We start from the raw sequence: 22,687 nt of genomic DNA on the forward strand, positions 1-22,687 counted from the left end.
ATCATTTCATCCTCTAAAAAGATTTATCGGAGTCTTATTTTTTCTTTCTTTTCGATTTGAACCACATAAGAGTTTTGAACAATCAATGTAATCGAACCATGGTTCACAGTATTTAGCATTTGGCGGACATTATCTAATGCTAGATTTACATTTTCAAGCTTTTTATCTGCCATTATGAAACACCTTCCTCTTTGAAATGTAGTAATTCATCAATACGTTCCACTAACACTTTTTTTACATTGACGTCATAACCTAAGCTTTCACATAACATCATGTTGTTGTTAGATAGTCCTTGTAATCGCTTTGTAATGCTTTGCCGTAAAATACCAGTAAATAAGAGATACGGCACAATAAAAACTTGATGCTGCCTCTCTTTTTCTTGCTGGAGCCAGTCATCAAAACTCGGACCCATCCCATATAAGAAGCAAGTATCTACTGTTTGATAGTTGTATTTCATTCGCAATCTTGTTGCAATTTCAGCTAAATCTCTCTTTACGGTCGGATCACTACTGCCACGTCCTATTAGTAAAACACATGCTTCGCAGTTAGGCTGCTGCTTTTCTAAAATCCTAGCCTGCAACGTGTCAATGATTCGTTCATGAATGCCTAATGGTTCACCATAGGAAAAGTTGATATGCGGATAGAGCTTTTGAGCTTCGGCAATTTCTCTTGGAATATCTTGCTTCGCATGCTGTGCAGCTAGCAATAGAATGGGCATAACAGCAATCATAGTTGCCCCTTGTCTAACACAGTTGGCAATCCCCTCTGCAATGGTAGGTGTTGCAAGCTCCAAAAAGCATATTTCCTGAATAGATACATGAACCTCTTGTTGAACGCCTTGTAGAAAAGCTACAGCTTGATCTGTACCTGCCTTAACACGACTACCATGAGCAATATATAAAATAGCCTGCATAAAGTCACATCACATCCTTACCCCGTAACTTGGATTGGTTGTGGACTGTTATGCTCGAACCATTGTATCGTTTCTCTTAATGCCACAACCTCTCCAACTAAAATGATACTCGGGTTCTGAATATTTTCTGTTTGAACGATTTCTTCAATTGTTGCTAAAGTGCCCGTAACCGTTTTTTGCTTAGCAGCAAAAGTTCCCCAATGAATAACGGCTACAGGTGTTTCTTCCTCACGTCCATATTTGAGAAGTTGCTGTCGGATGTACGGCAGATTACCTACCCCCATATAAATAGCAATCGTATCGATTCCTTTTGCAAGACTTTCCCAACGTATTGCGTCATCTTTTCCTTCCTGCATATGTCCCGTAACCATGGCAAAACTAGAGCTTAGATCCCGATGTGTCACAGGAATTCCTGCATATGCCGGGGCTGCTATACCTGAAGTAATCCCCGGTACAATTTCAAATGGAATATGATGTTTGGCTAGCACTTCAGCCTCCTCTGCCCCTCTTCCGAAGACAAATGGGTCACCTCCCTTTAATCTTGTAACGATTAACCCTTGCTGTGCATAACTGACAAGCGTTTGGTTAATATGCTCCTGAATCATGGAATGTTGCTGTGGCAGTTTTCCGCAAAATATTAATTGAGCGTCTTGTCGAGCATAGTTTAATAGCTCTTTATTTATGAGTCTGTCATATAAAATGACATCTGCACATTCAATACAACGTAAACCCTTGACCGTAATAAGATCAACATCCCCAGGACCAGCACCAACGATATATACTTTCCCCATTTCATTTCACTCCTTCTATCCGTTGCGCCTCCGCGTCATGGTGTCCAGTTTTTAGTTGACGGAGTAGCAACCGTCACGCCCTTTGACAACCGCAAGCGGTTGTATCTCCAACTGGTGGCGTTTGAACAAAGCTTTTGATTCTCCCCTATAGAGGAAAAAGATTGCTGTAATCAAGGTAAAGAAAAAAGGCCAATATTATCCCTAGGCACAAAAATGCCCATGAACAATAAAAGCCTCTAGTTTGCTAGTCAGCTACTTATTTAATTCTTAGTAATATAATAAGAATAATAAATAATTTAGTATATTCTGTCAACACAAAATTTGATACTTCCTCAACACAACAAAAAACCAGTTGCCGTTTTTGACTAGGCAACTGGATTATTTATTTTATGTTCTTACCAGCGTCTACGATACCGTGGTCCTGGTCGGTAAAATGGACCAGGCGGATATGGCCGATAGTTTGGATAATATGGATTGTAAGGATATTGATTAAATTGAGACCCTAGGAAACTTCCTAAAAAGCCACCGAAAAACGGTGCACCGAATGGCCAAATACCTCCTCCAAATCCTCCTCCTGGGTAACCTCCGAAATTACGCATATGCTACCTCCCTTTTTATTCTATCGTATGAAGGAAGATGCATCTATCATATGTACATTGCCTAATCTATCGGGATAAGTGCTGAAAATACAAAAAATCAGCGGAAAGACAATCCCGCTGATCAAAATGCTCTATTATTTTTCTTCTCCTAAACGTTGGACAAAATTAGCGAGTGTACGTACCATTACGCCTGTACCACCTTTAGGACCTAGATCATGGACAGCTACTGCATCGGATGTTCCGGCAATATCAAGGTGAATCCAAGGTGTTTCACCAACAAATTCTCCAACAAAGCCCCCACCAAAAATCATATGACCATCACGACCAGGTGAGTTGTTTAAATCTGCCACATCAGATTTACGAATTCTCTTTTTATCATTCTCTGTCAAAGGCATACGCCAAACAAATTCATCCGTTTCCTCTGCCGCTTCCATAAATGCTGCAAAAAATTCATCATCATTAGAAAGAGCACCTGTTTTATCCATACCTAGCGCAGTAATGACGCCTCCTGTTAAAGTAGCGACATCAATTAGCGATGCAGCCCCTTGCTGCTTCGCATATGTAGTTGCATCTGCCAGAACTAAACGTCCTTCTGCATCCGTATTTAATACTTCGACTGTTTTCCCACTATACGTTGTAATGACATCATCTGGTTTAAATGCTGTGTCAGATACCATATTATCAGTAGATCCGATAACGGCTACTACATTTTTATTTGGACGTAATTCACCGATAATTTTCATGGCACCAAGCACTGCTGCTGCACCGCCCATATCGCCTTTCATCCCAACCATCGAGTCTTTTGGTTTTAAGGAATAGCCACCTGTATCATATGTTACACCTTTACCTACGAGACCAATAGGATTTTCAAAATCATCAGTCGCTTTATATTTTAATGTAATTAATCGAGGTTCTTCGTAAGAGCCTTGGTTGACACTTAAAATGCCGCCCATTCCCAATTCTTCTAATTGCGCTTTACCTAGAATCTCTACTTCAAAGTCATATTCACTTGCCAAAGATTCCGCATAGTTTGCTAAATCAGTTGCCGTTAGTAAATTCGGTGGTAAATTAATTAGACTACGTGCCTCATTCACTGCATCCGCATAAATGACGCCGACCTCAAAGCCTGCTACAACTTCGTCTAAATCCCCTGCTGACGTCACTAGATGAACAGCATCAATACGTTTATCCACTTCGTTTGAAGTTGTTTTGTAATGAGGAATAGAATAATAGCCTAGACCAGTTCCTTCACCAGCTAAGAAGGCTACATCAGTCACTGAAATTGTTTCTGTTGTAAATGATTCAAGCCAAATGGAATACTCTTTTACTTTTAAAGCTCTTAACTCTTTCCCAACTAAACCAAAGGCTGCTCGAATATCCCCCTCTTTTAGGTTTTTACGCTCATCTAGCCCTACAAATAAAATACGTTTTAAATTGGCATGATCCTTCACAAATGGCAGCTTCGTTAGCTTCTTAAGCTCTGTTGAAACGTCTCCCGCGCTAACCCACATATCAAGTGATTCACCATAAAAAGATGAAAAGCTTGCCCAATCCTGCATTTGCTCACGGTGTTTAGTGACACCCACCACTAATAATTCAGTAGAAATTGTTTCAAATGTCTTTGCTTCTTTTACAATATTCATGTAAATTCCTCCATTCCATCTACTATTATAACGAAGTTTCTGAAAAGCGCGTAATATTTGCCTATATCTTCTTTTAGAAAATAATGAATGTTATAATAAAAGCAATTATTTGCGAAGGTTGTGATGAATTTGAGTTTACTTCAAAATACCCCATTACTGATTGCCCTCTTTTCGGTTATCTTTGCTCAGTTTGTCAAGATTCCTATCCATTTTCTAATGACCAGACAAGTGAAATGGAGCCTCTTTACTTCAACGGGCGGAATGCCTAGCTCTCACTCCGCTTCTGTTACTGGACTGGCAACATCTATTGCTTATGAGACGGGTTTAGCATCCCCAATTTTTGCCGTAGCCGCTATGTTTTCCATTATTGTTATGTACGATGCCAGCGGTGTACGTTACCAAGCTGGGCAACATGCTGCAATTTTAAATCAATTGCGTAAGGATTTCCAAACACTGCTTCATGATTTAAAAAAATGGCCTCAAATGGATGGGCAAGAGAAAATGGAGGAATTAAAAACGTTATTAGGACACAAACGAAGCGAAGTATTTTTTGGGGCGCTCACAGGTATTTTTATCGCCATCATAACCTACGAATTTTTCATATGATAGCTAAAACACATCCTTTTATGATGGAGGATGTGTTTTTTATCGAATAAAAAAAGTACTCTTCTTTCAGTCAATAGAAAGAAGAGTACTGAGCAAATTAGAACATGCGATATCCACTTTTTCGTAAAAAAATCATCACAATACCTGCCACGATGGAGCCTGCAAAGCCGCCCGATAAAATAGCAATATCTACAAACTGAAGGGCTTGTAATTTATCGATTAACGCTGGAAATGCAGAACCTGGCTTGAAAATATAATCTAAGAAGCTTACTTCATCCACGATAAAGATCACAACAATTGGATATACAATCGCCATTAACCACGTCATACGTAACAGCATGTTTAATAAGAATCCGATACCAAAGAACATGACAAAAAATAACAAAATAGATATGATTAACTGTACTAATGAAACTGGACCATCCATGTATGTATAACCTCCGTTTTCCTCTCATTAGTTTACATGATTACGACAACGCTTTCAATGAACATATCCTTGTTTTCGCTTGTTCGACATATTTAGGAAATCATTTTTGTTGATTGTGATTGATCATGGATATTTAATACCAAAAAATATCATAAAAAAAACTATTGAAGACCATTTCTTATCTCCAATAGTTTCTTTTCTTACATTATGAAGTTGATTGAGTTAATACAAACTTTGGAGATTTCCACAGCTGTGCCCATTTTTTAAACGCTGAAATAACAATGAGTAGCCCTAGCATCAGCATGATAACGGATAAGATGCCATTTAACATATTAAAGCCGGCAGCTGCGGGATTCCAATAAACATTTTTAATCATCCAATAACCTGCCACATTCACAGTGATGTATAAATAAGTTAATGGGATAAAACAAGTTAGTGCATAGATTCGTTTATCTGCCACCTTCAGTACCATCGTCACTCCACATACTAAACCAATTGCCGCCATTAGCTGATTAGAAACCCCGAATAATACCCAAATGGAGCTGATATCTCCTGAATACAATAAATAACCCCACATAAAGCAAGCAAGTGCACTAGCGAAAATTGTCCCTGGTATCCAATTAGTACGCTTCAAGGGCTTATAAACATTGCCCCCAAAGTCTTGAATTAAATAACGTGCCACTCGTGTTCCCGCATCTATCGCTGTTAGAATAAACACAGCCTCAAACATAATGACAAATTGATAGAAATAGGAGGATAACTCCGCAAACCAAGGAATACCTGTAAAAATATCCGTCATTCCGACAGCTAATGTCACGGCTCCTCCTGTTCGTCCCTCTAAGTCCATTCCAATACTTTGAGATAATTCTTGTAAATGAACAGGCTCCATTCCTAATGTAGCAAAAACTGCTGGCGCTGAGTTAATGGCAAAATAGTCTGCTGGATGCAGGGCTGTAGCTGCAATTAACGCCATCACACCTACTAACGACTCAACTAACATTGCTCCAAAGCCAACGATTCGAATATCTTCCCAACGGTCAATCATTTTAGGTGTCGTTCCTGAGCCTACAAAGGCATGGAAGCCGGAAATAGCTCCACAGGCAATCGTAATGGATACGAATGGCCAAACAGGACCTGCAATTACCGGACCTCCACCATGAATAAACTCTGTAAATGGTGGGAACTGAATAGCTGGGTTAACGAAAAAGACACCAATAATTAAAGCGATGAACACCCCAATTTTCATGAAACTACTTAAATAATCACGTGGAGCCAATAATAGCCACACAGGTAATGCCGCTGCAAAAAATGCATAGATAGGTAAAATAATTGCTAGTGTATCACGATCAAACGTTAAAAAATCACCAAATGCAGTTCCTTGAATAAGCGGCCCTATAAATACGCCAATCATTAATAAAATAAACCCAACTGCTGACGTAACAAGTAAATTGCCTGTTTTACGATAAGCAATACCCACAAGCATAGCAATTGGAATGGTAATCCCTACTGCAAACGTCCCCCATGGATTGCGTTCCAAAGCTCCTAAAACTACCATAGAAAGACCTGCCATTGTAATTGTAATAATAAACAGCATGGCAAGGCCTGTACAGAAGCCAGCAATCGGACCGAGCTCTTCCTTCATCACTTCGGATAAAGACTTACCACCATGGCGCATAGAAGCAAATAATACGACTGCATCATGGACAGCTCCTCCAATGACCGCTCCTATTAATAACCATAGAAGACCAGGTAAATAACCGAACTGTGCAGCTAAAATTGGTCCAACTAATGGTCCCGCAGCAGCGATCGCTGCAAAGTGATGTCCAAAGGTTACCCATTTATTCGTCGGAACATAGTCTTTACCATCTTCCAAAGCATGGGCGGGCGTGGGCGTATCATCCTTTATTTTCAATACCTTTTTTGTAAAAAATATGCCATACAAACGATAGCTAATCACCAAAACACAAATAGAGCCTATCACAATTGTAATCGCATTCATGCAAACACCCCTTTTACTTTTTCCACATCATAGCAAAGGAATGTCCATGATATTCATAAAATTAACTGAAATGTCAGAATCAAAAGTTGAAATGTAGTTTTCTACCGTTGAAATGCAACTACCTCGATAGGTCAAAAATTTTCCGCACATCCTTCATATAGAGCCTACTGACAGGAATGGAATGTCTGTTGTGCAAAATTAAATTATATTTAGAACTACTCCAAGGCTCTAGCTCCACAATATGCTCTAAATTTACGATAAACGCACGATGGACACGCACAAATCCTTTTAATGTCAGCTTCTTTTCTAATGCTGCCAATGACTCCGAAGCAAAAAACCTCCCTTGCTCTGTGACAACAACCGTTTTACTGTCCTCCGATGTACAATATAAAATATCCTGTATTTTTATTAATAAAATTCGATCATTGACATAGACCGTTAATTTATCAAGCTTGTCAAGCTGTGATATCTTTATTTCTTCCATTGTTTTCGCCTGTGCAGCTATTTTTTTAGCTACTAACTTTTCTACAGCAGCCTGTACTCTCTGTGCTTCAAAAGGTTTCAGAATATAATCAAAGGCATTCACCTCGAATGCCTGTAATGCGTATTCATCAAAGGCAGTAGCAAAGATAATTTCGGGTCTTTGTGTATGCAACAGTAATTGTTTAGCTATATCAAGTCCATTATTCATGCCTAACTCAATATCTAAGAATACACAATCAACCTGTTCATACTGTGTCGTGTTGTAAAAATCCTCTAGACTTTCAGACTCACCACAAACATTTACTAACGCTGTTTGCTCTAATAAATAGCGCAATTCAGCACGAGCCAACGGTTCATCATCCACAATAAATACATTCAATCTCTTCTACTCCCATCTAGTCGCCTTTAACGGCAGTTGAATCATTATTTTTGTTCCTACATCCAATGTACTCACTATATGAAAATCAGCGTCAGAGCCGTAAATTTCATGAATACGCTGATAAATATTCCATAACGCCGTTCCAGTCCCTTGCTCCGATTGCATAATCTGTTTACCGAGCTGCTTTACCTGCTCTTTTCTCATGCCACAACCGTTATCTTCGGTTAACAAGACTAGCTTATCGTTCACTCGTTGTACTTTGACAATAATCTTGCCTTCCTTACTATTTTTAAAAGCATGATAAATAGCATTTTCAACAAGAGGCTGTAATGTAAATGGTGGAATCTGCACATCGAAAAGTGATTCATCCATAATAAACTCAACTTCGTAACGCTTAGGAAATCTTGTTTGCTCAATGGATAAATAAGCCTCAACATGATCTATTTCATTTTTCAATGGAATAAGCATTTGCCGTGCACCTTGCAAATTGCTTCTAAAAAATGTACTAAGCTTGATCAATAATGCTCTTGCCTCATCTGCATCTGTACGGATCAAGCTTGATATCGTATTAAGGCTGTTAAAGAAGAAATGAGGATGAACCTGTGCCTGTAACGCTTTAATTTCAGCATCCTTTAATAACTTTCGTTGTTGTTCAATTTCAGCATATTCCAGCTGTGAAGAGAATAGTCTACTTAAACCCTCCGCAAGCTCCTTCTTCACTCCTGTTAATGAATCTGCTTTGGTGAAATACAGCTTTAGACTTCCAACCGTGCGATGCTGTACCATTAAAGGCAAAACAATGGCAGCGCTTAAAGGGCAATCATCATGTGGACATTGAATTTCCTTTGCCGAAGTAGCCATTAAAATTTTCCCTTCCTCTAGTACTCTCTTCGTCAAAGCCGTCATAATTTCCCGATGAATTAAATGATGGTCTTCCCCAACGCCAACATGTGCTAATACACCGTTTTTATCCGTAATGGCGACCGCCTCTACATTAATTTCTCTTTTAATAATTTCAGCCACCGTCTGACAGGATTCCTCATTCAAGCCTTTTCGGAAATGCTCAATCGTTTGTTGAGCAATTGAAAAAGCTTGATGTGTTTGCAGTGCCTTTGCTCGTTCTTCTTCATCGATAAATGTTTTTATAATCATGAAAAATAAAAAGATTCCAAAGGCATTCATCAAAATCATTGGCATGGCAATTAATGTCACTAGCTGCAAAGCTTGCTCGAATGGCTTCGCAACTACTAAAATCACTAACATTTGAATCGTTTCTGCACAAATTCCAATGATAACAGCTTTCTTATAGGAAAAAGTTTGACGTATTTTGAAACGGTTGCTTAATCCACCGGTCATAAAGCCTGCTAAAATCGTCGAAATGCCACAGGCGATCGCTGTAAAGCCCCCAAGTGTCATACGGTGAATCCCTGCAATAATACCTACACATACACCAACAAGGGGTCCACCGAAAATGCCTGCAATGGCTACACCAATTAATCTCGTATTAGCAATAGCCTCCTCAGCATTAATCGTACTATGTATCATCTGATTTAACGGGTGTATCGTACCGCTTTCAATTTTAATCCCTGTATAACTACTAATAATACATAAGCTACTAAAGATAATGACGAGCCATATTTTCTCCTTCGTCCCTTGCTCCTGAAACAGCTTCTCTCGAAACAGTCTCCATCTTGACATTAAAAAGGCAAACACAATGATCAGCCCGACGCGCTCTAACATAAATAAAAACAGCTCCATCATAGGTCCCCTCCCAAAGTCATATCATTTTTTAAAGAACAGTCGATACGAGGTATACCCAAAAATATCGCCAGGATTAATCCCCTCTATCGCTTCTAACTGATGTTTTTCGAATTGATTGGATGCCATTTCTTTTAACATAACGGAGGTTGTTTCATCTTGTGCGAGCTCCTGAGGATACAACCATTTGGCTTCTAGTATTTCTTTTTCCTGAATGCATACCTGCTGCTGTTCATCTAGCATACGACAATAAAAAATCGCCATATTATCACTGATATCGTCACGGATGACGCCTGTACGAAATCCAATTAAGCCTGATACACTGCAATCTATTCCTGTTTCTTCTTTTATTTCACGTATGACCGCCTCATCCACGGTTTCACTTGCGTTAACAAATCCCGCTGGCAATGACCAACGTCCTTTCAATCCGCTATAAGCCTTTTTCACAACTAACCATTGTCCAAGCTCATTCACCGTAACACCTGATACACCCAACCATATTTTCCCTCGATCTTTTCTCATAACCTTCACCTCTATATAACTATTATACCTGCTCGCTTTCAGTGGAATGAAGCTTTTATTCAGAATTTTAAGACCAATCTTTATAATTCAATAAAATGCATAGACAATCCTTATTTGTAAATATGTTACGCTTAGTGCAACTCATCATTTTAATAAGAAAGGAGATTTTATGTTACATGCACTATCAGTACGAGCAAAATACTTTGTAGCAGCCCTTATATTAGCGATACTCACACCTTTTTTAGCCTTTTTTACGCCTCTAACCATATCGCAGACATTCTATGCCCATAGAGAGGATGTCGTCCTGATGACACCACCTAGCAACTTTATTATGCTATTAATAGCCTTAGGCTTGATCTTCGTAGTTTTCATTGTACTCGGATTAAAAAGGAATCCAAACATCTACAGCCTTGCATGCGTCATCATCTTAAGTAGTATCGTATTAGGTTATTATTCTTTATTAAGCTATAGCGCCATACAAAAGGATCAAATCGTTTTTCAACAGTATCACCATCAAACTATTTATAAATGGCAAGATTTACATGAGGTTATCTATGAATACGAAATAGGTACGTTTGGAACCTATTACTTTCAAACTAAAAGCAATGAACACTTTGTCATTGAGGAAAATGGACAATTTGGTCTTGATGAAAAGAGGGCCATCTATAAGCTAGCAGTTTTAAATGGAGTAAAGTTTATGGAGCGTGAAAAGTCTATTTAACTCCATGTTAAAAGGGTTCTTCCATCACTAACAAAAGAAGCCATTTTCTTATTTTCACTTTGTTTCTCTAACCAGCAATCGGGAGAGGAGATATAGATTTTCAGAAAATAAAAGCCATCCAACCTACCACATGGTTGAATACAGAAAGGGAGAGTAAAATGATCATTAAAATGACTCCATCTACTATGAAGGATTTTAATAAATCAAATGACGGTTTTATAGTCTCGGGGAAAATTATACCGACATTCAAAGATAAAGTTTGGACATTTACAGAGGAAATATGTTCGGAGCCTTACTTCAAAAAATATGAAGAAGATGTAATTGATCTCAGTTACATAGAAGATATCGAGAAAGCTGTATTTTTTTATTATACTGACAACCACTGTGTAGGGCAGATTAAGATGTGCTCTAACTGGAACGGATATGCACTTATTGAAGACATCGCTGTCGCAAAAGATTATAGAAAAAATGGCATTGGCTCTGCCTTATTAAATAAAGCCATTGAGTGGGCAAAAGAAAGAAACTGCTGTGGTCTCATGCTGGAAACACAAGATATCAATGTTCCAGCTTGTCACTTTTATGCCAAAAATCAATTTGTAATAGGTGCAGTGGATACAATGCTATATTCAAATTTTCCAACAGCTAATGAACTAGCAATTTTTTGGTATTATAAATTTTAAATGATTAGAGTGCCTTGTTTAATTATCTAGACAAGGCTTTCCTTTAAGACTTTTATGTTTTCAAAACACAGTAAAAGCCTCTTCAATTTGTTGTTTTCAAAACATACAAATCAAAAAGGCTTGGTATTCACAACCTAGTTCAGATTGTGTTTACATATTATCAGGATTGTCTTCTACATTTATATCACGTTTAATTATTCACAAATCTCAGGTGTACCTTCACGCTTTGCTGTTTTGAAAGATGTACCGCAGCCACATGATGCAATGGCATTTGGATTATCGATTGTGAAGCCACCGCCCATTAGCGATTGTTTATAGTCAATTTTTGTTCCCATCAAAATCGGCGCATCTTCACGGGAAACAAGAATTGTTAAACCATGTTGTACATCTACAAAGTCATCCTCTTTTTTCTCTTGATCAAAATGCATACCATAGGATAGTCCGCTACAGCCGCCACCGTTTACTACTACACGTAAAAAAGAACCTTGCTCTTCATTATGCTCCATCATCTCATTAATATGAAAGCCGGCAGCCTGTGTAATTTCAATAACTTGCTTTGTACTTGTCATCCCCATCACCTTCCTTCTTACCTACTATCATATCAATTTTGACCATTGTATGACAAACATTCAGCTTCAAGGTAAATTTTAGTGATAGTTCTCATATTTTTCACATGTTTAGGAGTTTTTGTTCATGTTTCTACCAGCTCCATTGGTATAATAGTTACAATGACTTCTATGTAGGGGGTAATATATATGGATATTTCACCGTATTATGAAAAACAAATTCAATGTTTAAATTGTAAAAAGGATTTTCCGACGTTAAAAGTTCGTTCCAAATTTATTAAAGTAGAACAAACAGAAACCGATTTCCACCCTATTTATACGGATGATGTGAATGCACTTTATTACAATGTCTTCGTTTGCGAGCATTGTGGCTTTTCATTTACAGAGGATTTTACAAAATATTTTGCACCAGGTATTCAAGATGAGATTCACACGCAGATTACAAAAAAGTGGGTGCATCATGATTTTAAGGGAGAACGTACTGTTTTTCAGGCGATACAGGCGTATAAATTGGCTTTCCTCTGCGGCACGATAAAAAAAGAAAAACATGTCGCTATTGCTGGTTTAGCTTTGCGTCTTGCTTGGCTCTACCGTTCTCTCAAAAATAGTGGGCAAGAGGAGCGCTTTATGAAACTTGCGCGGGATCATTATATGGAATCGTATTCAACAGAAGATTACAGTTCTACACAAATGTCTGCTGTACGTATCATGTATATGATTGCTGAATTATCAAGAAGAATCGGAGACATTGAAAATGCGACACGCTTCTTCTCTAGAGTAATTGAAAAACAAAGTAGCGGTGGTGAGGCAAAAATTATAGATATGGCAAAAGAGCAATGGGCTATCATCCGCGAAGAAAAAGAGCATGCGCGCCACATATAAATAAAAAAAGTTCTAGTCTGAGATTCAGCTAGAACTTTTTTAATGTCTTAGAATACTTGCTCTACTTCCACAATACCTGGTACTTCTTCTAATAATGCGCGTTCGATACCAGCTTTCAATGTAATAGTAGAACTTGGGCAACTGCCACAAGCACCTAATAAACGTAATTTTACAACGCCATCCTCAACATCTACTAATTCACAGTCTCCACCGTCACGTAGTAAAAATGGACGTAATTTATCTAATACCTCTTGAACTTGGTCGTTAATTGTTGCTTCAGCCATTTTATCTCGACTCCTTTCCTTATAATGATTATAATGTTAGCAACAGAAAAAATCCAATATTGAATCACAAGGAGAGAAAATACGATGCAACCAACTAAACCTATGATTGAAATTTATGGAACAGCTGTAATTTGCGCTAGCTGTGTCAATGCTCCATCTTCCAAAGATACATATGAGTGGCTACAAGCAGCTATCGACCGAAAATATCCAGATCAACCCTATGATATTCGTTATATCGATATCGAAGGTCCAATTGAGAATGATCGAGATCAAGACTATGCAACACGTATTCAGGAAGATGAATTTTTCTACCCTCTTGTTCTCATTAATAATGAAGTCGTTGGTGAAGGCTATGTACAGTTGAAACCGGTATTCACTGCACTTGAAGGTTTAGGGTTTGTTCCAGATAAAACAGTTTAATCAAACCAAGGGATTGTTTCAAATAGAAACAATCCCTTTTACTAACTAATCATTTTGACGTTTGTAATACCATAATAATCCAGATTTCATTAAACGAGCGATACGACCTGTAACTGTTGTATCTGCCAAATAGACAAAGCCTTGTTTTTTACCAAGGGCACCCATGAAACCTTTTAATTTAATATCTGGCATTTTTTCAGGTAATTGTTCGCCCTTCCAGCGCATACGAAGTACTTTTACAATTAGCTCTGCTTGTTCCTCTGCTAACTGTGCAGTTGGAGGTAAATCTGAGGAAGCACAATCTCCAACAATATATACATGTTCATCGTCAAGTACATTAAAGTACTGTGTTACTAGTGGACGACCCTGTTTATCCTTCTCTACATCCATATCACGTACGATTTTGACAGGCTGTACGCCAGCTGTCCAAACGACCTTGTCGAGTAAAATTTCATCTTCATGATTAAAAATTTTACCTGGTTCCACTTTAGTAATATTGGAATTGGCAATAACATCAACGTTATGCTTAACGAACCAATCCTTTACATATTTACTTAGTTTTTCAGGGAAATCCTTTAGAATACGTGGACCTCGGTCAAATAGCTTTATTTTTAAATCAGATCGACTTTCACGTAGCTCACTTGCAAGTTCGATACCACTTAAGCCAGCCCCTACAATTCCGACTGTAGACCCAGCTGGTAAACCACATAGCGCTTGAAGTGTAGCACGTGATTGTCCCATTGTTTGAATGCTATAAGTGTACTCCTCTGCACCTGGTACACCATGATATTTATCTTCGCAACCAAGACCAACGACTAAATCATCATATTCAATACGTTGCCCATCTTCTAAAACGACTACTTTTTCCGCACGATTAATTTCAGTGATTTCTCCATATACAGGCGTTAAACGTTCATGCTCAGGGAAGCTTACACGAATCTCTTTATCTGTAGCAGTACCTGCTGCTAACGCATAAAACTCAGTTTTTAAACTATGGAAAGGGGCTCTATCTATTATGACTACCTCTCTGTCTAATGGCAGACTATTTAATAGACGAAGCATGACACGCATATTGCCATAGCCGCCACCTAAAAGTACTAATTTACCCATAATATTCTCCTTTAATATCTCTTTTAATAATTGTTCACAAAGTATCCACAAACGAGTATAACCGATTGTGAGAAGTTTCACAATATCAGAATGAAAATTTGTGAAGGATTTCACAAAATAAATGAAAAGATGTTCATTTCGATAGATTTTTAATCAATTAATAACGGTTTTCCCTTAAAGTTTTATATAAAAACGCTTCTTTACCTTCAATTTAAATAATTGACGAATTTCGTAAAACCGAGTAGCATTACTTTGGTGAGGTGACATGGATGAATCCAATGGTTGAATTTTGTATTAGTAATTTAGCAAATGGCTCTCAAGCAACTTATGAAGTACTCGAACGCGATCCGAATATTGACGTTTTGGAATATGGCTGCCTCAGTTATTGTACAAAGTGCTCAGAATCTTTTTATGCTATTGTCAATGGTGAATTAGTAGAAGCTGATTCTCCAGAAGCATTAACGAAAGCCATTTATCAGTTTATTGAAGAAAATCCTTTATGGTAGTTTGCTAAAACGCCTATATGAATAAATTTGAACAAAAAAAATGGATGTTATGCTAAAAAATCTGCATAACATCCTTTTATTTATTGTAACGCTTCCACTACATATGTAGGTTGAAGTTCTTTCTCTTGTACAACCTTTGTGGGCGTAACGCCTGTATTCACATGGATTGTATCACAGCCAAAATTAATACCGCACATAATGTCCGTATCATAATTATCACCAATCATAACCATGTCTTCTTTAGCAAAATGATGTTCTGTCGCAATCACTTCTAGGATAGCAGGTGATGGCTTACCTATATAAATAGGATCAACGCCTGCAACCTCTCCTACTAAACGAGCAAAAGAACCATTCCCTGGTAAGAAGCCATATTCTGTTGGGAACTTAATATCCTGATTTGTGGCAATAAAGACTGCTCCTTTTTGGACAAAGATAGTCGCTCTAGCAAGTGCCATATAATCAAGCGTTCGATCAATTCCCATGACAAATACATCCGCCTCATCTTCAACAGGCACAATATTTTCACTAAGCAATGCCTGACGAATACCATCAGAACCCATCATAGCTACTTTTTTACCTGCATAATGGAGTGCCACATACTTCGCTGTGACGGACGCACTTGAATAAATATGTTCTAATGGTGCACTAATCCCTATAGACATTAAAGCATCTTGCAGTTGTTCACGTGTTTTAGAAGAGTTATTCGTGACATAAAATGGCTCGATTCCTCCTTGCTGTAAGCGATGAATAAAAGCAACAGCAGAAGAAATCCCTTCCTTTCCACGGTAAACAGTGCCGTCTAAATCAAAGCAATAGGCCTTATAATCTCTCATTGATGATCCTCTGGTAAAAAGGCAGAAACTGGACCTAGCTCATTTGTTAAATAACTATGGACTGCAGGCGAAAATTGCTTTAATGCTGATAAATTGGCTGTAAGTACGTGGACAACTTCATCGATATCTACCTCTATAAACTCGCGTACAAGCATTTTACGCAAGCCAACAACTGCTTTATATGGTGCCTCCATTTCAGCAACTACGACTTTTTCATCGACTAATATATCAATAATATCCTCGTAGCTTCCTGGGTCGCGCATTATGAAACCGTCAATCATTAAATTTCCTACATCCATCATTGACTCCATAATGTTGTGACCAATTCGCTCGATAGCTAATTTCTTTATATCATTTTGAGACCAGTTATTCTCTGTCTCCAAAATGGCTAATAGCCCATCTAAGTACTGTAAATTTTTTGTGATTTTATTACGATCTACAAAATACACAAGGAAAGCCCCCATTCAAATCTTTAAAAGTTGATAGTCTTTTCTCTTCTATAGTACCATAACTATAGGACTGGAAGGAGATTAAAAGATGGAACGTTTTTTTTTATATGATGATGTAGAAGATACAAAAACTCGCTTTGTTAGCTTTGCAGGAAAAAAATTACGCTATGATTTAGCGATATTACAATCTGGCCGCTTCTTTGGGAAAGTGCTTGTCATGGATATTCAATTTGGTCGCTTTGCGATTATTGGTCCTGATGATGTAGAAGAGCCTGGCTACTTAGAACATGTATACAATCGTACAGAGGACGAAACAGAAGAACTTCGGGAATATTTACGTGAGCTATTGAACTAACACCCTTTTTACAGGGTGTTTTTTTGTAGGCCATCATTAAATTGCACGAGCATTTTTTGTGAATCAATAAATCAAGATAAAAAAATTTCGCTCACCAGTTGGCTTTTGCGAAATCTTTTAAGGTCGATTATTTATTGAGCGTGGATGGATTATCTTTATTATGTGGCTTGTCTTTATTTTCATTATCATTTTGCTTTTTCGCTTCGTTATTTTGACCAATAACGCCTAAATCATCTACACTAATATCAAAACCATATCCATATTCTTCACGATCTAGGGGCTTTTTATTGCGCTTATCCTTCGTCAACATCATCACCTCCACTCATAAATTATCCTTTTTTCAACGTTTTATACTTCTTGTACCTTCATTTCTCAAGCTGTTGCATCCTTAATTATCCACCGCGTTGCACTCATCAAATCAGGAAAAATTGCATCTGCTAATGGGTCATCCCCACCTAAAAACACGCCCTTTGTACCTGCTTGTTTTCCAGCTATAATATCTGTATCCGTATCACCAACCATATAGCATTTCGATAAATCAACGTTATATTTCTTTCCTAAATCAATAATTAGTTTACTATTAGGTTTCCTACAGGCACAGCCTGACTTAGGTTTATGGGGACAATAAACTACTTCATGAATAATGGCACCTTTTTTCTTTAGCTCCTTGACCATATGCTCATGTATTTTTTGCAAGCCACTTTCGCTCATAAAGCCTAAACCAACACCACCTTGATTTGTCACGACAAAAATATAGTCAAAGTGTTTATTTAATTTGCGAATAGCTTCTGGAACTTGTGGTAAAAAGTATAAATCTCTAGGTTTATTAACAAATTTCACGCGTTTTGTTAATACTTCATTGATTACACCATCACGGTCTAAAAAGACGGCTCTTTTCATTTGTATCTCACCTTTAATTAGCTGTTTTGAGCTTTATTATTCCCCAATCATACAAAAGCTAATAAAAACAAAGAAAAAAACTTGATGCACATCACATCAAGTTTTTTCTTTTTATTCTGCTAATGGTTCTTGGTCGGTTGGTTCCGCTATTATTTCATTAGCATCCAACACCTCTGGCTGTTTCATAACTTTCCCTGTTTTACGTAGGACAAAATAGGCGCAGCCAAAATTACAATACTCGTATAAATAATCTTGAAGCGTACTTATTTTCGTATCAAAAGTCGACTTTTGATTTTTATCATCAAAAAAGCCCTTTAATCGTAATTGGTTATAGCCCCAATCACCTACTATATAATCATATCTAGCCAATATATCGGAATACCTTTCCTGAAAAACTTCCTCCTGAAAGGCTTCACGAAAATCTTCTAATAGTTCATATTCTAATCCTTCAACTATGATCAAAGTGACACCACCCTCTTGTTCATCCTTGACGCTTAGAGCTCTGCTTGTAACTGACGTTCTTTTGTTGCAGCGTTTACTTGTTCGTCAGCATGGTAACTACTACGTACAAGTGGGCCAGCTTCACAATGTTTAAAGCCTTTTTCCATAGCAATTTTTCGCAGTTTCCCAAACTCTATCGGTGAATAATATTTTTTAACTGGTAAATGCTTTTTCGTAGGCTGTAAATATTGACCAATCGTCATGATATCTACATGATTTGCTCGTAAATCATCCATTACCTCTAAAATTTCATCATGAGTTTCTCCTAAACCAATCATTAAAGATGATTTCGTCGGAATATCTGGTTGCATTTCTTTAGCTAGACGAAGGAACTCCAAAGAACGCTCGTATTTTGCACGAGCACGTACTCTCGGTGTTAATCGGCGCACGGTTTCAATATTATGATTTAAAATGTCTGGCTTCGCATCCATTAACATTTGAAGGTTTTCCTTCATACCACCTAAATCGGATGGTAATACTTCAACAGATGTGAAAGGACTTTTACGGCGAATAGCACGTACTGTTTCTGCTAAAACTTCCGCTCCCCCATCTTTTAAATCGTCACGTGCTACCATAGTAATGACAACGTGCTTTAGGTTCATAATTGCTACTGAATCTGCAACACGTTCTGGCTCTGCCAAGTCTAATTCATTGGGTAAGCCTGTTTTTACTGCACAAAATCGACAAGCACGTGTACAAACCGAACCAAGAATCATCATGGTAGCCGTACGTCTTTCTCCCCAGCATTCATGAATATTTGGACAGCGAGCCTCTTCACAAACTGTATGAAGATTTTTCTCACGCATTAGCTTCTTAAGACCTTTATATTCATCATTAGTGTTTAGTTTTATTTTTAGCCAGTCTGGTTTTCTTAAATGTTCTTCCTTACTTGTAGGTTTACAAGATGTCATACGGATATCGCCCCTATCAAAAATATGCATTTTTTATATTAACTATCTTCACTGTTGTCAATGTAACATAATAAATGAACTCCAACAACTATCACAGTAAACATTTCTATTTAAATGGCACAGGTATTTCAATGGAAGGTTGAGGCGCATCACTGCTATTGGTATAGATGTTCGGTACTGGTCCTCTAGTTAACCCCATAGCTACAGGAATATCCTGTGCAACGGTTGAAGATTTACTTGCAAACGGAACAATAATTTGGACATTTACCTCTAAATGAATGCCTACTTCAACATACGCACTATTGATCCCAAATTCTTGAATGGATGAGGTCACATTACTATGGACATTTCCTATCACATGAAATCGTATAGGGATTTTTGGCCCTAAATTTCCGAGCAAAGGAATATTCGCGGCTTGCCCCAGCGGTACAAAAAAGACAATGCCATCGCCTTCCTGAATTCGATTAATATCATATTCAACATTATCTAATTCAGGTAAATGTGATAGTTCTCCTTGTTCTGCCTGCTCTAAATACATTTTTACAAGCTCTAATGTCTCCGCTCGAACACGATTAATAATTTCCGTATTAAACTTTGTTGTCATCATATCAGAACTACCTGGAGGAATATCTTCAATGATATCATTTACATCTAATACATTGGAGGTTCGTGAGTTAATGGCTTTACTTACTACATATGATGCAATTTTTGTAGTTTGTACCTCTGCATACTGCAAATATGTGGGCATGAGCCGTTCATTTAAATAATAAATAAATAATATAAGACAAACAACCATACTAACAATTAAAATGGTTAATCGATTAAGACGTATTCCCCGTTTGTTATACGAGCGCAATTTCATCCTTTTTCGAGGGAAAAACAAAAAAATCTCCTCCTGTTCCATAACGTATGAACAGGAGGAGTATTTTATTCTACCTTTGCAGGAACCATATAATCCGTCTCAACATTTTCAATTAAAACATTTGGATAGTCCACTAAATTAACCTCATATGTAGCTGCGAGCAGTTGATTTTGCTCCTCAAAAATACGAATCCATGGTAATGCTGCATCCAATGGGTTTTGTCTAGATACAATGCCACGTCGACCATCTGATAATTTTAAGATAACACCATTTGGATAATGAACGACAGCTCTTTTTAACGCTTTTACGATGCGAGCATCATATAGCGTACCGGAGCCTGCCTCTACAATAGCTAGTCCTTGTGAAGGAAGCATTTTTTCACGATATACTCGATTCGTTGTAACCGCGTCAAAGACATCGGCAACGCCAATAATCTTGGCAAATGGATGAATTTCAAAATCAACTAATCCTCGTGGGTAGCCACTTCCGTCAATACGCTCATGATGTTGAAATGCACAATGAGCCACTAGCAATGATATAGAATGTAAATTGCGTAATAAATCAAAGCCATATCGGGCGTGCATTTTCATCGCTTCAAATTCTTCATTGGTTAGGCGACCTGGTTTTGTTAGGATATCTTTTGGTACCATTAGTTTACCTACATCATGTAGTAATGCACCAATCCCTACTAACCGTAAATCCTCAGCAGAGTAGCCGAGCTCTTTGGCAATGGCTATCGAGTATAGTGTCACTTGGAAGGAGTGTTGATATAAATACTCATCAAATAAATAAGCATCTGTTAATATCGTTAAAATTTCATCATTTCCAGTAACAGCAGAAAGTAGTTCATCTACAATCGAGACAATTGTTTTTGATTGTTGATCTAATATATAAGAGGCATTTACTGAATTTAAACCATCGATTGATTGAAATGAGTCTTTAATTGTTGTAATGACTTTATTTCGCATCGCAGGTGGAACAGTTTCTTCTACCTCAATGCCCTCCGAAATATCATCGTCAATGTATAGGTAATGTGTATTTAACTGTTGAAGTCGCTGAATAATTCGGTCATTAATGATGACATCCTTCTTTAAAAGCGGATGCCCCGCCTCATTCCAAATGGTTCTGCCTAATACCATTCCTTCTTTTAATACATCGATTGAAATTAATCGCATGATTTCTTCCCCAATCTATTCTTTAAGCTAACACTATTACTTAAAGAAACTTTGACCATAATCTATCATAATGTTTCGTAAAAATTCTGGTAATATATATTGCTTCTTTGCATATTTGAAACTTGGATAAAAATATCCAAAAGTAAACAAATCTAATGTTACAAGTTTATAGATGTGATCATCATTTGCCAGCTTTCCATTAATTAATAACTGACGATTGTCGTTCATGGAAAAACCATATGTCAATATTTTTCCAAAAATTACACCTCTAAACCCTAATCCCTTTAATTCAATATAGGGCCATTCTTCATTCTTGGATTGCATATAAATTTCCTTCATTTCCGTAACGGATAATTCAATTGTACATAAATTAATAGGATGTGGAAAAATCCGATGTAAATCTAATGCAGTCACAGTTCCTTTTGGAAGGCCATCTAAAAATATTCCAGCATTAAACAAGGCACAGTCAGCACCACTTTTTTCTAAAATAGCCTGTGCAAATAAATCAGATAGCTGTGAGTAGTGGAACCATTCCTTATTATAAGATTTCTTCGTCGTAAATACTGGCGTATCCAATATTCTAATTCCCTCATCCTCTAAGGATTGTACAAATTGCTGCTCGTTATGGATATTTGGCAAGTCCTTATTATGAATTAAAGTATCCTTTTTTTCAACAATTTTCCTCATTTTTTTATCGTATTCGATAACAAGATGTCCTGTATATTGTCCAAATTTACCTCCACCTGTCAATAAAACACCATTGACGCGTTTCCCTTCTGGCAAGACATGATGTGTATGTGAACCGAATATAACGTCAATTTCTGGACATTCCTCCGCTAATAGCTCATCTTCGGTTATCCCTAAATGTGATAGGCATAAAACAATATCAACCTCTTTACGTAGTTGATGGGCTAAACGAAGAAGTGTGCTGCGCGCTTCAACCATCTGCCAATTTAACGCCTCATAATACACTTCAAACATAGCCGTGGCTGCAATTATCCCTAGCTTCGTCCCCTTCTCCGTTGTAAGCACAACATAGGGCTTCAGCCAGGCTGGATTTCTCCCCTGATATGCATCAATATTACCTACAACAACATCAAAATTTGCATCATCGTATAAATGAAAAAGCTCATCATGAGACAATGTAATGCCCTCATTGTTCCCAATTGTCACTACATCGTATTCTGCTTCGTTGAGTAGTTGTACATTCCCCTTACCGATTGTCGCTTCGGTATAAATATTAGAGCGATCTAAATGATCCCCCACATCAAACAAATAACTCGTTTCCCCTATTCTCGCTAGACTGTTGCGCTTCTCTTTCACATAGCTTTGCATTCGTGGCCAATACTTAAAATGACTATGCAAATCATTTGTGTGAAAAATATGGATTTTTTCAAGCATTAAAGCCACCT

29 protein-coding genes are annotated in these 22,687 nt (G+C 37.6%); 7 read left to right on the forward strand and 22 right to left on the reverse strand.

The window, feature by feature from the left end; all coding sequences use genetic code 11:
* Positions 1-23: 23 nt before the first annotated feature.
* The 5 genes from B3D94_RS03020 to B3D94_RS03040 all read right to left on the reverse strand — a co-directional run bounded on the left by B3D94_RS03020 (position 24) and on the right by B3D94_RS03040 (position 3,946).
* Positions 24-173 (reverse strand): YezD family protein, encoded by a 150-nt coding sequence (locus B3D94_RS03020; RefSeq protein WP_083244734.1) that lies wholly within the window; start codon positions 171-173, stop codon positions 24-26.
* On the reverse strand, positions 173-913 hold the full coding sequence (locus B3D94_RS03025; protein WP_291754527.1) for a sirohydrochlorin chelatase: 741 nt from the start codon (positions 911-913) through the stop codon (positions 173-175). Before B3D94_RS03025 ends, B3D94_RS03020 begins: the two co-directional genes overlap by 1 nt.
* A gap of 17 nt (positions 914-930) precedes the next feature.
* Positions 931-1,704 carry a uroporphyrinogen-III C-methyltransferase gene (cobA, locus tag B3D94_RS03030; protein WP_291754528.1) on the reverse strand — a complete coding sequence of 258 codons (774 nt, stop codon included), beginning with the start codon at positions 1,702-1,704 and terminating at the stop codon, positions 931-933.
* 395 nt (positions 1,705-2,099) lie between these two features.
* Positions 2,100-2,303, reverse strand: a complete 204-nt coding sequence (locus B3D94_RS03035) for a uroporphyrin-III methyltransferase (protein WP_069482463.1) — start codon at positions 2,301-2,303, stop codon at positions 2,100-2,102.
* 134 nt (positions 2,304-2,437) lie between these two features.
* Positions 2,438-3,946, reverse strand: coding sequence for a leucyl aminopeptidase (locus tag B3D94_RS03040; protein ID WP_069482464.1), 1,509 nt, complete (start codon positions 3,944-3,946; stop codon positions 2,438-2,440).
* Between the two features lie 123 nt (positions 3,947-4,069).
* Between B3D94_RS03040 and B3D94_RS03045 the strand changes: the two genes are divergently transcribed.
* Positions 4,070-4,552: a divergent PAP2 family protein gene (locus B3D94_RS03045; RefSeq protein ID WP_029987084.1), complete on the forward strand. Its 483-nt coding sequence runs from the start codon at positions 4,070-4,072 to the stop codon at positions 4,550-4,552.
* A 97-nt stretch (positions 4,553-4,649) separates the two neighbouring features.
* On the opposite strand, the gene B3D94_RS03050 is transcribed toward B3D94_RS03045, so the two are convergent.
* From B3D94_RS03050 to B3D94_RS03070, 5 genes are all read right to left on the reverse strand, one after another.
* Positions 4,650-4,979: a YuiB family protein gene (locus tag B3D94_RS03050; protein WP_025116669.1), complete on the reverse strand. Its 330-nt coding sequence runs from the start codon at positions 4,977-4,979 to the stop codon at positions 4,650-4,652.
* A 205-nt stretch (positions 4,980-5,184) separates the two neighbouring features.
* On the reverse strand, positions 5,185-6,978 hold the full coding sequence (locus tag B3D94_RS03055) for a carbon starvation CstA family protein (protein WP_291754530.1): 1,794 nt from the start codon (positions 6,976-6,978) through the stop codon (positions 5,185-5,187).
* Positions 6,979-7,096: 118 nt separating this feature from the next.
* Positions 7,097-7,840: a LytR/AlgR family response regulator transcription factor gene (locus tag B3D94_RS03060; protein WP_291754531.1), complete on the reverse strand. Its 744-nt coding sequence runs from the start codon at positions 7,838-7,840 to the stop codon at positions 7,097-7,099.
* A 6-nt stretch (positions 7,841-7,846) separates the two neighbouring features.
* Positions 7,847-9,598 (reverse strand): sensor histidine kinase, encoded by a 1,752-nt coding sequence (locus tag B3D94_RS03065; RefSeq protein WP_069483408.1) that lies wholly within the window; start codon positions 9,596-9,598, stop codon positions 7,847-7,849.
* 24 nt (positions 9,599-9,622) lie between these two features.
* Entirely contained in the window at positions 9,623-10,120 is a 498-nt protein-coding gene (locus B3D94_RS03070; RefSeq protein WP_291754533.1) for an NUDIX hydrolase, read from the reverse strand.
* Between the two features lie 169 nt (positions 10,121-10,289).
* Here B3D94_RS03070 and B3D94_RS03075 point away from each other — a divergent pair, with 169 nt between their 5' ends.
* Positions 10,290-10,841, forward strand: coding sequence for a hypothetical protein (locus B3D94_RS03075; RefSeq protein WP_291754534.1), 552 nt, complete (start codon positions 10,290-10,292; stop codon positions 10,839-10,841).
* Between the two features lie 158 nt (positions 10,842-10,999).
* On the forward strand, positions 11,000-11,521 hold the full coding sequence (locus tag B3D94_RS03080; RefSeq protein WP_193832950.1) for a GNAT family N-acetyltransferase: 522 nt from the start codon (positions 11,000-11,002) through the stop codon (positions 11,519-11,521).
* 194 nt (positions 11,522-11,715) lie between these two features.
* Here B3D94_RS03080 and B3D94_RS03085 read toward each other — a convergent pair whose 3' ends face one another.
* Complete coding sequence (locus B3D94_RS03085) at positions 11,716-12,090, reverse strand: HesB/IscA family protein (RefSeq protein WP_025116662.1); 375 nt, start codon at positions 12,088-12,090, stop codon at positions 11,716-11,718.
* 186 nt (positions 12,091-12,276) lie between these two features.
* Between B3D94_RS03085 and B3D94_RS03090 the strand changes: the two genes are divergently transcribed.
* Positions 12,277-12,969, forward strand: coding sequence for a DUF2225 domain-containing protein (locus tag B3D94_RS03090; RefSeq protein WP_069482471.1), 693 nt, complete (start codon positions 12,277-12,279; stop codon positions 12,967-12,969).
* Positions 12,970-13,016: 47 nt separating this feature from the next.
* On the opposite strand, the gene B3D94_RS03095 is transcribed toward B3D94_RS03090, so the two are convergent.
* Positions 13,017-13,253, reverse strand: coding sequence for a NifU family protein (locus tag B3D94_RS03095; RefSeq protein WP_004228295.1), 237 nt, complete (start codon positions 13,251-13,253; stop codon positions 13,017-13,019).
* An 84-nt stretch (positions 13,254-13,337) separates the two neighbouring features.
* Here B3D94_RS03095 and B3D94_RS03100 point away from each other — a divergent pair, with 84 nt between their 5' ends.
* On the forward strand, positions 13,338-13,673 hold the full coding sequence (locus B3D94_RS03100; protein ID WP_193832951.1) for a YuzD family protein: 336 nt from the start codon (positions 13,338-13,340) through the stop codon (positions 13,671-13,673).
* 45 nt (positions 13,674-13,718) lie between these two features.
* Here the strand turns inward: B3D94_RS03100 and B3D94_RS03105 are convergent, their stop codons facing one another.
* Positions 13,719-14,783 carry an NAD(P)/FAD-dependent oxidoreductase gene (locus tag B3D94_RS03105; RefSeq protein WP_069482473.1) on the reverse strand — a complete coding sequence of 355 codons (1,065 nt, stop codon included), beginning with the start codon at positions 14,781-14,783 and terminating at the stop codon, positions 13,719-13,721.
* A gap of 269 nt (positions 14,784-15,052) precedes the next feature.
* Between B3D94_RS03105 and B3D94_RS03110 the strand changes: the two genes are divergently transcribed.
* The gene (locus tag B3D94_RS03110; protein WP_008178065.1) at positions 15,053-15,289 is read left to right on the forward strand and encodes a YuzB family protein; all 237 of its coding nucleotides are present in this window, start codon (positions 15,053-15,055) and stop codon (positions 15,287-15,289) included.
* A gap of 80 nt (positions 15,290-15,369) precedes the next feature.
* Here the strand turns inward: B3D94_RS03110 and B3D94_RS03115 are convergent, their stop codons facing one another.
* Together B3D94_RS03115 and B3D94_RS03120 are read right to left on the reverse strand one after the other, a co-directional pair.
* Complete coding sequence (locus B3D94_RS03115) at positions 15,370-16,122, reverse strand: TIGR01457 family HAD-type hydrolase (RefSeq protein WP_069482474.1); 753 nt, start codon at positions 16,120-16,122, stop codon at positions 15,370-15,372.
* A complete protein-coding gene (locus tag B3D94_RS03120; protein WP_036119960.1) occupies positions 16,119-16,571 on the reverse strand; it encodes a DUF86 domain-containing protein in 453 nt (150 codons plus the stop codon). The genes B3D94_RS03115 and B3D94_RS03120 overlap by 4 nt, the downstream gene beginning before the upstream one ends.
* Positions 16,572-16,659: 88 nt before the next feature.
* Between B3D94_RS03120 and B3D94_RS03125 the strand changes: the two genes are divergently transcribed.
* The gene (locus B3D94_RS03125) at positions 16,660-16,926 is read left to right on the forward strand and encodes a DUF3055 domain-containing protein (RefSeq protein WP_008178058.1); all 267 of its coding nucleotides are present in this window, start codon (positions 16,660-16,662) and stop codon (positions 16,924-16,926) included.
* Between the two features lie 127 nt (positions 16,927-17,053).
* Here B3D94_RS03125 and B3D94_RS03130 read toward each other — a convergent pair whose 3' ends face one another.
* The 7 genes from B3D94_RS03130 to B3D94_RS03160 form a co-directional block, all read right to left on the reverse strand.
* Entirely contained in the window at positions 17,054-17,236 is a 183-nt protein-coding gene (locus B3D94_RS03130) for a hypothetical protein (RefSeq protein WP_170844129.1), read from the reverse strand.
* 62 nt (positions 17,237-17,298) lie between these two features.
* On the reverse strand, positions 17,299-17,826 hold the full coding sequence (locus B3D94_RS03135; RefSeq protein ID WP_291754598.1) for a D-glycero-alpha-D-manno-heptose-1,7-bisphosphate 7-phosphatase: 528 nt from the start codon (positions 17,824-17,826) through the stop codon (positions 17,299-17,301).
* A gap of 111 nt (positions 17,827-17,937) precedes the next feature.
* Entirely contained in the window at positions 17,938-18,288 is a 351-nt protein-coding gene (locus B3D94_RS03140; protein WP_193832954.1) for a YutD family protein, read from the reverse strand.
* Positions 18,289-18,320: 32 nt separating this feature from the next.
* Positions 18,321-19,238, reverse strand: coding sequence for a lipoyl synthase (gene lipA, locus B3D94_RS03145; protein ID WP_069482477.1), 918 nt, complete (start codon positions 19,236-19,238; stop codon positions 18,321-18,323).
* Between the two features lie 106 nt (positions 19,239-19,344).
* Positions 19,345-20,142: a sporulation protein YunB gene (yunB, locus tag B3D94_RS03150; protein WP_069482478.1), complete on the reverse strand. Its 798-nt coding sequence runs from the start codon at positions 20,140-20,142 to the stop codon at positions 19,345-19,347.
* A 23-nt stretch (positions 20,143-20,165) separates the two neighbouring features.
* Entirely contained in the window at positions 20,166-21,275 is a 1,110-nt protein-coding gene (locus tag B3D94_RS03155) for an HD-GYP domain-containing protein (RefSeq protein ID WP_069482479.1), read from the reverse strand.
* Between the two features lie 36 nt (positions 21,276-21,311).
* Complete coding sequence (locus tag B3D94_RS03160) at positions 21,312-22,676, reverse strand: bifunctional metallophosphatase/5'-nucleotidase (protein WP_291754604.1); 1,365 nt, start codon at positions 22,674-22,676, stop codon at positions 21,312-21,314.
* Positions 22,677-22,687 lie beyond the last annotated feature (11 nt).

Origin of the sequence: Lysinibacillus sp. UBA5990, from assembly GCF_002429815.1 — a bacterium.
Taxonomy (GTDB): domain Bacteria; phylum Bacillota; class Bacilli; order Bacillales_A; family Planococcaceae; genus Lysinibacillus; species Lysinibacillus fusiformis.